Genomic DNA, 12,306 nt, shown 5'->3' with positions numbered 1-12,306 from the left:
GGATTAGGTGCAGTTAGTGACGCAGCCCGGCCCCCGTGATTTTCCGCGGTTCCGCGAATCACGCCATAGATGTGATCCCCGGAAGCCTCGGCTTCGCTCAGCTTCTTCAGCAAGAGCATGCCAACCCCTTCGCCTCTCACATACCCATTCGCTTCGCTTGAGAATGTCTTGCATCGCCCGTCCTCACATAACATTCCCGCTTTGCTGAAGCTGATCTGTAGCTCTGGCGATACGATCGTATTTACGCCTCCGGCAATGGCCATCTCACAGTCACCACTCTGAATAGCTCTTACCGCACGGTGAATGGCGACTAGAGAACTGGAGCAGGCCGTTTCTATCGGTTCGCTCGGTCCGTGAACGTTCAGAAAGTAACTCATCCGGTTCGGTCCGACAGAGGGAACCATTCCTGTAGAAGAATAACCTTCAATGGTAATATTCGCACGCAAGAGCAAATCGTTGTAACCACTTGCAGTGGTACCTGCAAATATTCCAGTATTGGTTCCAGACAAGCTTTGAGCTGAGTAACCAGCATCCTCGATCGCTTTCCAGACATAGGTCATTAAAAGCCGCTGCTGCGGGTCCATAAGTTCTGCTTCTTTTGGCGAAATGCCAAAAAAGAGTGGATCGAATTCATCAACACCATTGATAAACCCGCCCCACCGGCAGTTCATTTTATTCACTTCAGTCATAGGATCGCCATAATAAGTCCGCCAATCCCAGCGCTCTACTGGAATCTCGGATATGCAGTCTTTGCCTTGAGCAAGGTTCTCCCAAAAGGCATCCACATCGTCTGCCATCGGGAAGACGCCACTGATACCTACGATTGCAATACCATCCTTAACGCTGTTTGATTGCTTCAACTCCTGGTCTGTAGCTGCATAAAACGAATCAACGCGACGTTTGTTTTCTCGTTTAAATCGAGGCTGCTCTGGATTAATCTTCGTCTCTTCAATTTGTTTAGATGCAGCAACTGTAGCTTCCGCTTTAACATAAAAAAATGGAGTCAACTGATTGAAAAACTCACTAATCAAAAACGTCACATACTGTTGTATCGTCGGATATTCAAAAAATAGCGTCGGTGAAAGTTCCAGATTATACAACTGATTAAGTTTATTGGTCATCTGAGTGAACGTAATGGAATCGAATCCGTAATCGGTTAATTCGGTCTCGGTATCGATATCGTTCGCATCTACTTTAAGCAAATTAGAAACGGACTGAACAAAAGCAGTCTTCACTTTCATAATCAATTCTTCATTCGTCTCTATACTACTAACTGAAGCTGATGAACCGATTGTCTCGCTTACCACTTGCTGACGTATATTTAACTTCCCACTTTCGTCCAGCAGTTTTTGCTTGAACCGAACAGCATCGCCTGACACGATCATTATCTGATCTTTACTAGTGCTCCTTGCCCGTTGAAAGAACTCAAGACCGTCTGACGTATTCAATGCCTTCATACCCCACTGTTGGAACAAGTATGCCGCTCCTGCTTCATCGACCTGCATCCCGCCTTCCTTCCACAATGGCCAGTTGATCGAGAGCATCCGCTGTTGTTTACTCGAAGCATTTCGATACGTAACGTAGGCATCCATAAACGCGTTGGCTGTAGCATAATCGGCCTGCCCCATATTGCCCAAAATCCCTGCGATGGAGGACAAAACAACAAAAAAATCAATTGTTTCTTCTCTTGCAGCCTCGTCCAAATACAACAGACCAGTCACTTTCGGAGCTACTACATTTTTAAATTCATCTGAGTTTTTGTTCATGATAAGACCATCACGAATGATTCCTGCTCCATGAATAATACCATTTAACTTTCCATATCTTTGGCGAATGCCTCGGACTAAATCCATAACCTCAGTTTTGTGTGTTACGTCTACCCGCAGGTACTCGATTTTGGCTCCAAGCTCCTCAAGTTCCCTATGCTGAGCTTTCATTTGCAAAGAAAGCACCGATTTCCCGATCAGAACTATCGTTGGGCTTATGCATTTGTTGACGATTTCTTTGGCAAATATGCGCCCCAACCCACCATTACCACCCGTAATCAGATAGACTCCGTTGTCCTTCCATGACACATCGGAATGTTCATAGATTGGATCAGCTTCTTTCCAATCACGAACCATTCTGGTGCCATTTTGATAGCGAACAAAAAGGTCTTTACAGTAGCTGTTTTCTTTTAATATCGGTACAATTCTATCTGCATCTTTCCATTCATCCGTTTCAATTATCTGTCCGGCAAATCCCTTCCACTCCAAGGCGGCTGTTTTTAGCAAACTAGAAAATGCCGAATACAGTTGCTTTTCATTATGAACAGGGACGACAATCTGCATACAAGCGGATGTTTTTTCTGTAATGATAGCCTTTAATCGTTCAAAGAGTTGAACAGCATACTCTTCAAATCGTGGCCCGAGCTCTTGATGTCCAGATTGCAGAACAATGCATTCAGAATCCATCATCAAACGTGCAACCTTCTCATTAACTTGATCAGCCAACTCACACAATACAATTATTGAGTTTGTGCGTATTTCAGCTTTATCTGTGGTAGTAATGGGCTGCTCCCGCCAAGTCGGATACATCATAATCGCACTTGAAGATCTGGATGTTGACTCGCCCGAGACTGCATTCGTCCTCCTGCTCGTAAGCCCCTTCATGCTAACGCATATTGTTCCATCTTCGTCACAAAGCAATATCTCCATCTTCTCTACTTTATCTCCAGGCTGGCTTCCCTCACTATAACGGACATACGCCCACATAGTGGAGGTACAACCACGGAGCAATTCCAATTCGTTTAAAGCAAAAGGCAAGATCGGGTTCATCTGGTCTTTGTCTACTAATGTGCCTGTGATATCTACATGGAACGCTAGAGTGAGCTGAAATGCAGCATCCATAACGCTCGGATGTAGAATGAATTGCTCTTGTGTGTCCATCACAGACTGCGGCAGAACAAGCTTACCAACCAGATAGTCCTTACCCCTGTAGATGTGTTCAATGCCCTTGTGGGAAGGCCCATATGCAAACCCAAGTGCATGGAAAGACTCGTAGCAATCACTGGACTGTAGCACATTTTCACTTTGGTTAATCAAGCTTTCAATATCCAACTTCGTGTATATAGTAGATTGATGGGAAATAGCAGAACCTTGTGCATGGAGAATGGTATCCTCTCCATGCATACTATTATCACTAAAAATTTCGAAGGAGATATCTCCATTCTCTTCCGGATACAAACTTACATGTACTTGAATAGGTTCGTCTTCCAACACAAAAGGTCTGGACCAGATAATGTGCTTCAGTACAATGTTCTCATGCCCTAAAGCTCTATTCGTGGCATGTTCAATTGCGACCCTGGCCATCTCCAGGTAGGCAACGCCTGGCAATACCCGTCGTCCTTGAACAACATGATCTTTCAAGAAGAATTCCTCTCCGTCGAAAGAGGAACTGTATCGTTGTTCATCAAGCGTAGAAGTATTTTGGTGAATTAACGGATGGAGCGTTGTCATTTCACGTCTAGTTCTTCTCTCTTTGGTTGAGTTTTGTACCGTAGGTGCCCAATAACGTTGCTTGCTAAAAGGGTAGACGGGCAATGGAACCCTAGATCTAGATTGATTCCTATGCAGGCGTTCCCATTCGGGATTATATTGCCGACTGTACTGTGCAGCTAACTCATTCAGCATTTTCCGATACTGCTCTGGTGTTAATTGCTGCAAATCCTCCACTTCGGCATAATAAGCATCTCCGGACTCAGCCTCAATACCTGTATCGTTTAAATCATCTTCGTATGCGGCAATATCATTAAGTCGTTCGAGTAACTCATTAGTACTCTGTGCAACAACTGCCAAGCGGAAAGGGAAGTGGCTGCGCCCTTGTTGAAGAGTATATGCTATATCCGCTAATTCAAAATTTTCTGACTCTCGATGCAGCCACTCAATCATTTCTTCGACTTTTTGCTTTAACGCCACCTTCGTTTTTGCGGATAACGGAAACAGGTGAGCATCGATTGTTGTAACGTTTTTCTGCCTACTGACCTTTGTAGCTTCTTCAAGTATCATATGGCAGTTTGTCCCGCTAAATCCAAATGAGCTTATCCCTGCCCGTAATGGATACCCCTCCACAGGAGTCCAGTCCATCAGCTCCGTATTTAAATAAAACGGGCTTTCCTCAAAATCGATGTACCGATTAGTTTGCTGCACATGTATGGTTGGCGGAATCTGCCTATGTTTCATGGCCATCAACACTTTAAACATACCTGCAATGCCTGCCGACATAATGGTATGTCCGAAATTCGGTTTGTGCGAGCCTATGGCGCAGTATTGTTTTTTATCTGTAAATAGGGAAAATGCTTCGCTTAATGCTTTAACCTCAATCGGATCCCCCAATTTAGTGCCTGTTCCGTGGGCCTCGATATAGCTAATGGTTCCAGGATCAATATCGCTTTTTTCATAGGCCTCACATAAAAGAGCTTTCTGAGAAAGCATACTTGGAGCTGTTATTCCTTTTGTTTTTCCATCCTGATTAATTGCACTGCCTTTAATTACACCATAGATATGGTCACCGTCCGCCATAGCACGCTTTAATGATTTTAATACTACGGCTCCAACACCTTCCCCAACAACGATGCCGTTGGCTGAATCGTCAAACGTCTTACACTTACCGTCTGGCGAAAGCATATTCGTCTTCGATGTCATGACATAAAATTCAGGCGAGCTAAGTATAAAAACACCACCGGCTACTGCAATCTCGGATTCCTCTTTACGAATGCTCTCGCACGCCAGATGGATGGCTACTAAGGCTGAGGAGCACGCCGTATCGATCGCAAGACTTGGCCCCTTAAAATTCATGAAGTAAGATATCCTAGCTGCCAATATGGCCATATCGTTACCTAAGAAAGTCTGTGAGCTTACGTCCTCGCCTTCCAATGTCCGTTCTTTATAATCTGAGCTTCTTCCGCCTACGAACACTCCGACTTTTTTTCCTGACAGTTGTTCGGATGAATATCCACTGTCCTCTACTGCCTTGTATGTCTCCTCCAAAAATAACCGTTGCTGAGGATCCATCCGTTCAGCTTCTGCTGGAGATATGTGAAAAAATAAGGGATCGAAGCTATCGACTTCTGACAACAGCCCTCCCCACTTGCTAACTGATCTATTTTCTTGCGCTGGATCCGAGTCATAATAGGATTGTTGTTCCCAGCCAGGACGGTTAATGACTTGAATGCAATCATCGCCTTCCTGCAAATGATCCCAAAATTCATGAATGTTCTCTGATCCAGCATATCTACCTGAAATTCCGATGATTGCGATATCTGACTCTCGCACAACGCTTTCGGATGTATTGTCGCAATTAGCTTCCATAGGGTCAGCTTCACTTTTTGCCTTTCCATAGGTATGTAAAATGTGTTCTGTTAGCATATCTATGTTGTCATAATCGTACATGACTTCAAATCCGAGACCAATTTGTAGCTTACGATTAACCTCCTCAACGAACTCCACTCCCATTACAGAATGCACGCCCAATTCACCGAAGCTTGTTCTAGCGTCAGGTAGTTCGCCATTTGTTTCCTGAAGAAGGCTATTCAGAATCTGCTGCAATAACAAAGTCGTCTCTGGCTTGCTGGAAAAAGCACTTCCTATATCAAGTGACCTCAGATAATCAACGAGTGAGGAAATATCATTGTAGTCAAAGATTAATTCAACACCTAGTTGGGTGCCTAATCTTAAGTTAAGCGCTTCTACGAATTCGACAGCAACTATAGAGTTGACACCAATATCTGAAAACGGAGCATCTAAGCTAAGCTCATTACTCTGTTCGCCCAACAAGGAAGCTAAAACATCTTTTAACTGTAACTCAAGCGCTTCACTTTCTGTTTTTTCGTCTATATTCAAATTTTAAACCTCCCCCACAGACATTTTCTCGCCAACGGCCATATAGAGCTGGCGAAGGATCGCATGATCCTCACTCTTCACCACATTACGCCACTGTACTGAAATATCTGCTAACACTTTGCTAGGCAAAAAACCGTCACGCACTAGCTTTGACGGAATCCCAATCCCTTCCGATTTGAAAAACTTCTCATCTCCGACCACTTCGCTATGAGCACTTATGACTTCAAAATCAATATTTGAGAGTCCTCCTCTTTTCAAAATCAAGGGTAATTCTCTGCCTATTTTCGGGTTCCCCCCTTCTTCCGATCTGGATTGACAATATGCTTCATATAGCTCTCTTAACGAACCAAAAGAGGGGAAGGTCATAATATGCATTTCAAAATCGTTATCCACAAAAACAGCTTTCCCACCTGGCTTGATTATTCGGCAAATCTCACGCACAGCACCTACCGGATCAGGCAAATGCTCGAGCACGAGCCTAGTAATGGCAAAGTCAAACGAGTTGTCAGGGAAGCCCGTCGTCATGATTGACCCTTGTACTATTTCATAACGATCAAACTGGTTCTCCTTCAAATATTGGGCGGCGTATTCCACTAGAATAGAATCAATTTCTAGAGCTGTTATATGGATATTGGGTAACGCTTTCAATAGATTCTCAGTCACAAATCCCGGTCCCGATCCAAGCTCAGCGATTTTCATGCCATCTTCCAGACCGAATTCGACGTATCGCTTAAACTCTTTATCCCAAAACAAATCAACCTGAGCCTTTAAACGATTAATTTCTTTATCAATATTGCTTGCGATCGTACTAATCTGATAGGAACCTTGCGAACTCATAATTTGCCCTCCACCACTTTCAATTTTTCTTGCAAAAAAGTAGCAATCTTATCGGCAGCTTGTTTCCAGTTTGGATCCAACATCATATCATGACACATATCAGCAAAAATGATCGGTTCAACATGATAAACTTTACCTAGGTGTCGAAGTGATTTTTCCGCAAAAAGGTTATCACACTGTGATCCAATAATAAGAAGCGGTACCTGAACAGGAAAGATTCGCGGCACAATTCGTCTGCACATTTCCATGCCTACTCTGTTAGATTCGGGTTGAAGAAGTGCAGCGAAACGAACTGTCTGTTCATCACTTAATCTATTATTGAACAATAGAGGGTATGGAAATTTTTTGGTGCTTGTTTGATTAAAGGCGTTCAACTGAAACATCCATCCTGTTTTCTTTAGAAATAATCTCATTAAAGGACCAAACATACCGTTCGGTGGGACAGATGAAAGTAATACAGCGGCTCTTATCGTTTCTGGCGCTGTATGCATAATTTGTTGCACGATTGCCCCGCCCATAGAATGACCTATTAGAATCGGCCTTTCGTTCATTTGGCCAATCGCTGTGACACAATCCTCTTTGTAGTCGCGGAGTGAATACGAATGCAGTTTATCACGCCCTTCACTATGACCATGTCCACGCAAACTGATCGCATAGCATGAAAATCCAAGGGCGGAGAAGTAAGGTATAAAATATTCCTCCCAACACCATGCCCCGTGGTAAGCTCCGTGTATGAACAGAATAGGTGGAAGCATTCCTGTATTTTCATTACGCTTAGATATCATTTCGATCTTCATTAAACAAGGCTCCCTGTTTTAAATGCGTTGATACGTGCATTAACGAGTGCAGCTGTCTCCCTCATCATGGTAATGCCAATCTGGTCCACATGACGGTTTCTCCAACTCTCCATCCCTGTTCCCTTAACCCACTGGTTAAAGGATCCTAGTGCAGGACCACAATGTATTTGGAAATCAACTTTATGTTCCAATTGGCCACTCATGGCAAGTCGTGTTGAATGTCCAAAGTACCATCGGAAAATCAAAGCCATTTTGTGTTTGGTATTTCGCTCAGCTTTTTCAATTTCTTGTGGAGGTTGATAATCTAGAACTTCCTGATACACTTCTTCAAACGAACGATTGAAATATTTCTCTTGAAGCAAGAGCTTCGTTTTTTCATCTATCTCATCAATCGAATTGTACTGCTTATAGAGCTCATACAGCTTATTAGCCCGTACGGAAAAAAACAATCCCTTCTTCAGTACTTGTACTTTTGCTCCGATCTCGAACATATCGCCTGCTGGTGCATACGCAGTATCCTGTACATTAGCCTCCTGCAGTAAATCTTTTGCCGCATCACTTGTATCTGCCTCTATAGTGCATTGGTTGATGGAACCTGTCACGATAAAGTCTGCACCAAGCATAAACGCAGCCATTGCAGCGACCGGAGTACCTATCCCCCCCGCTGCACCAACCCTAATCCTTTTACCATAACCATATTTCTTCATCATCTCATCGCGAAGCAATGTGATCGCCGGCATTAATGCGTATGCTACACCTGAATCTGTGTGCCCCCCAGAATCAGCTTCCACACATATGTCGTCAGCCATAGGTACTTTGCTCAACAGTCTAGCTTCAGTAGCCGTGATTTTATTGAGCTCAACAAGCTTATCAACCATTCTCTGCGGTGCTGGACTTAGGAAAGCTTCCGCAACCTCTGGTCTTGATAATTTAGCGATGATTCGATTTCCAATGCTGATGCCTCCGAATGCTGTTTCTGTCAACCCTTTTGCTCTGTAAATGATCAAAGATGGAACAATGCCCATAAAGGCGGATGCTTCAATATTTTTTATACCGTACTTTAAAAATAAGGATATCGTATGCTCCTCTACCGACGGATCGGACGGGTTATGAAGTAGGTTCATCCCGTACGCTTCGCCTTGGCTCAGCTCCTTTTGAATCGACTGGATACTTCGTTCAATCCTATCTAGACGAAGTCCCCCGGTACCATAAAATCCAAGCATTCCGGCTTTAGCTACACGTATAACCATTTTTTCGGAAGCGATGCCGCGGTACATTGCACCTGTGACATAAGCATACTTAAGACCATAATCCTCCTTAAATTGCTTATCACCCAATGATTCGCCTGTGACCAGACCTTCTACAATTTTGGTGTTGTTTGTGCCGGTAACCTTTTCAGTCATCTTATCTGTAGTCACACTTGAGACAGGAACGATGGGCGTTGCTTCTTTCCGTATGTAGCCTACCAACTTGGTCAGCACGTTACCAGGTCCAACTTCTGTGAAATCGACTTCACCCAAACCAAGTAAATAGCGAATAGTGTCATTCCACTTTACTGGACTAACAATCTGTTTGATTAGATTGCTGCTGATATCTTCCTGCAAATAAGGTTGTGCGTGAACATTAGAAATAACAGGAATTGACAACTTGGAAAAGCTATGTTCAGCCATAAATTGTTCAAATTGTTGTTGGGCCTCTGCCATATAACGAGAATGAAAGGCTCCACTCACATTCAGTGGCACATACATTTTGGCCCCCGATTCTTCAAAAATCGACTGAGCCTGTGCAATATCATTCTTCTGTCCAGCAATAACAACTTGGGACGGTGCATTGTGATTGGCCACATCGATACCTGTCAGATGGTTCTCATGTAAAATATTACGCACCTGTTCGATGGTTAAACCAATAACCGCAGCCATTCCACCCACAGGAGCCTGGCTCATCAGTTCTCCACGTCTTTTGACCAGTTTTAAACCTGTTTCAAAGTCAAATGCTCCAGCGGCTAACAATGCGTTATACTCACCTAAACTGTGCCCAGCTACATAATCGGGCAATTGGTTCGTTTGCTCCACTTTTTTGTAAAAACTGAGCGCAGATACAACGTATAAAGCTACTTGCGTATATTGAGTTTGACCTAATTGTCGATGCGGATCTAAGAGACAAAGCTCTTTAATGGAATACCCCAGAATTCGGTCTGCTTTTTCCGTCAAATCTCGATATTGATCAAACAATTCTCCCCCCATACCTTTGTGCTGAGATCCTTGTCCAGGAAAAAGATATACATTCATTGAACTCCGCCCTTTCTTATTCGAATTGGTTTCAGATAGGCCACTCAATTTTGCATATATTCGCTTATAATTGGCTTCATTACTTCCAAACGGTGTCATAATCGAATAACACTCCGATTGGGATTGTTCAGATAGTATCCTTTTGGCTAGATTAGTCAACGTTCCCGATGGGCCTACGTCAAGATAAACATACTCTGATTCTCTTTCCAGTAGACGGATAGCCTCTTCAAAATGTATTGGGCCTCGTACAACATCCCAAAAATAATTGTATGTAACCGTTTCTAATCGCTTCCCATAACGTGACGAAAGAAAGCCAATTTGTGATGGCCCTAATGTCTTAGTTTGGGGAGAAACGTTAAGTTGTTCCGCAGCATTATCAATCCATGAAGAATGGAATGCAAACCGTACTGGCAGCGTTTGGGTAATAATACTCTTAGCTGCTAAACGTTGTTTAATGGCTTCAATATTCCTCGTCAAACCTGATAAAACAAAGTGTGTATCACCCGTTTGAGATGCCATCTCACATTCCATTTTGAGTTGCGGATCGTCTTCATAGTGACTGTAACTGCCAAGTACCGCCAACATTTGTCCAGCCTGACAATGCGTTTCTATAGCCTTCGCATGGGCAAGTAACAAATGAAGTGCATCAACAGGGGCTATTAAGCCAGCGACCGATGCAGCAGCGAATTCCCCTACACTACTTCCAAGAACACATTCTGGGATTATGCCATCCGCTATTAGTGACTGAGCCATAGCGAATTCGACCATAAATATGGCCGGATGTGAATACAGTAGTCGATCAAATGGTTCGTCCTTGCGGTTGCTCGTGTTAAACATTCGAGAAATTACAGATTCACCTATTTCCGCTTGTATCTGATCGTCGAGTACTTTCATCCAATAGCGGAAAGTTGAATTGTTCTCATACATGTCCTTGCCCATATGAAAGTATTGGGAACCTTGTCCGGAAAATAAAAATACTACACTTTTCCCCATAATCCACTATCCCTTTTCCATGTTTGATTTTTTCGCATACGGAACTGAACAAAATGCTCTTGGTGTTCTAAAGCAAAATAAATATTATTCGTGAGCAAATAGCCCAGCATACGACTGCCAGGCTCTTCGCCGTAGGAATGCCCTGAGTATATCCGAACCGATGGACGTACAATACGTTTAATTTTTTGAATACTTTCATACATCTGATGTGCAGATCCCCCAACCGTTTCACATGATCCACAGCCTTCGATAAACACCGTATCTCCACAGAACAAACTCTCAGTTAGTAAATAGCATGTGCCTCCTAGCGTATGACCAGGAGTCAGCAAACACATGATTTGCGTCCCCCCTAACTGAAGATGGTCAAAGTCATTTAGAGCACTTAGATTTTTACTTGAGAACTTGTAAAATTCTATTTCAATGCGGGACATATAAACCTGAGCTCCATAATAATCAACCAATTCAGGTACCATATTGATATGGTCATTGTGGGAATGTGTTAACAAAATCATTGATGGAATAACGCCAAGCTCTTTACAAGCTGCTTTAATCATTTGAGCATCCCACGCCGGATCAACGATTGCCGTTTGCCTGGTCATTCGGTCAACAATAATGTAAATATAGTTTACAAGGTGTGGAGGTCCTGCTTTTAACGTCGTAATTTCGTACGTCTTATTCTCGCTTATGTCAAACACAACCTTAGCCTCTCATTTAGTGTATTTAGGAACGGTGTGAAGTCGATACATAATTTTTTGGGATAGGTTATCGAACACACATACATTCCGAAGATAACGGATACTGTCTGATATTGAGGAAAATTGGTAAACAAACTTCGTACTATTCCAGCATCCACGGTTGTTGGTTTTTGAAGTTCATACAAAGAAAAACAGGTAGTCAGACCTGTTTTTAATACTTTAGATAAGGATTCCTTTGCAGTCCAGAACATAGTAAGCGTTGCTTCTGTGGAAAACGGTAAGTCCTCGATGAAGCCCTTCTCCCAATCAGTCAATTGCGATAAGAACAAGTCTATTCTAGTTGGGTCAATTCGTTCGATATCGATTCCCATGGGTACCGCTTCAGGGAAGGCTAATGCTGCCCCGAGTTCGTCACAATGGGTGATGCTTACTTGCATATTTTGTTTATTTGGATGCACTACAATTGGGTGGTCCAATATACCTCTATCGATCCAAATCTGATTTAAACGCCCCTCCCCAATCGCCCCGGAGAGCGAACATTTAGCAGCGTATCTTCCTGCTAAATAGCTTTGCTTCCTTCTATCCGCAAGACCCTGATTTAGATAATCCAGCTCGTATGGATGCAAAATATCTACCACTTGTAGACATTGAGTATAATTTGAGGAATAGCACAAGCTAAAGCGGAAATAGCGCTGCTCACCCCTCTCGGTATCGGACCATTCATGTTCGACTAGTACAGGCAGTCGGACCAATTCTCCCCCACCTCTATTCTTCTTGTTCTACTTGAAGTATGTGCTTAAATCGGACAATATTTCCT

Annotated in this window: 6 protein-coding genes; all 6 read right to left on the bottom strand. The window is 43.2% G+C overall.

Annotated elements, in window-relative coordinates; translation table 11 throughout:
• Positions 1 to 5,879: SDR family NAD(P)-dependent oxidoreductase (locus ACFTRD_RS14955; RefSeq protein WP_379381069.1), on the bottom strand; the 5,879-nt coding region annotated here is incomplete at its 3' end.
• Positions 5,880 to 5,882: 3 nt separating this feature from the next.
• Positions 5,883 to 6,716: a class I SAM-dependent methyltransferase gene (locus ACFTRD_RS14950; RefSeq protein ID WP_379381067.1), complete on the bottom strand. Its 834-nt coding sequence runs from the start codon at positions 6,714 to 6,716 to the stop codon at positions 5,883 to 5,885.
• Complete coding sequence (locus ACFTRD_RS14945) at positions 6,713 to 7,513, bottom strand: alpha/beta hydrolase (protein WP_379381065.1); 801 nt, start codon at positions 7,511 to 7,513, stop codon at positions 6,713 to 6,715. Before ACFTRD_RS14945 ends, ACFTRD_RS14950 begins: the two co-directional genes overlap by 4 nt.
• Positions 7,513 to 10,794, bottom strand: a complete 3,282-nt coding sequence (fabD, locus tag ACFTRD_RS14940; protein ID WP_379381063.1) for an ACP S-malonyltransferase — start codon at positions 10,792 to 10,794, stop codon at positions 7,513 to 7,515. Before fabD ends, ACFTRD_RS14945 begins: the two co-directional genes overlap by 1 nt.
• Entirely contained in the window at positions 10,779 to 11,489 is a 711-nt protein-coding gene (locus ACFTRD_RS14935) for an MBL fold metallo-hydrolase (protein ID WP_379381061.1), read from the bottom strand. Before ACFTRD_RS14935 ends, fabD begins: the two co-directional genes overlap by 16 nt.
• Positions 11,477 to 12,241, bottom strand: coding sequence for a 4'-phosphopantetheinyl transferase family protein (locus tag ACFTRD_RS14930; RefSeq protein ID WP_379381059.1), 765 nt, complete (start codon positions 12,239 to 12,241; stop codon positions 11,477 to 11,479). Before ACFTRD_RS14930 ends, ACFTRD_RS14935 begins: the two co-directional genes overlap by 13 nt.
• Between the last annotated feature and the right edge of the window lie 65 nt (positions 12,242 to 12,306).

The organism is Paenibacillus sp. NPDC056933 (assembly GCF_042674385.1).
Classification (GTDB): domain Bacteria; phylum Bacillota; class Bacilli; order Paenibacillales; family Paenibacillaceae; genus Paenibacillus.
This window is presented reverse-complemented; position numbering and strand designations above follow the sequence as displayed.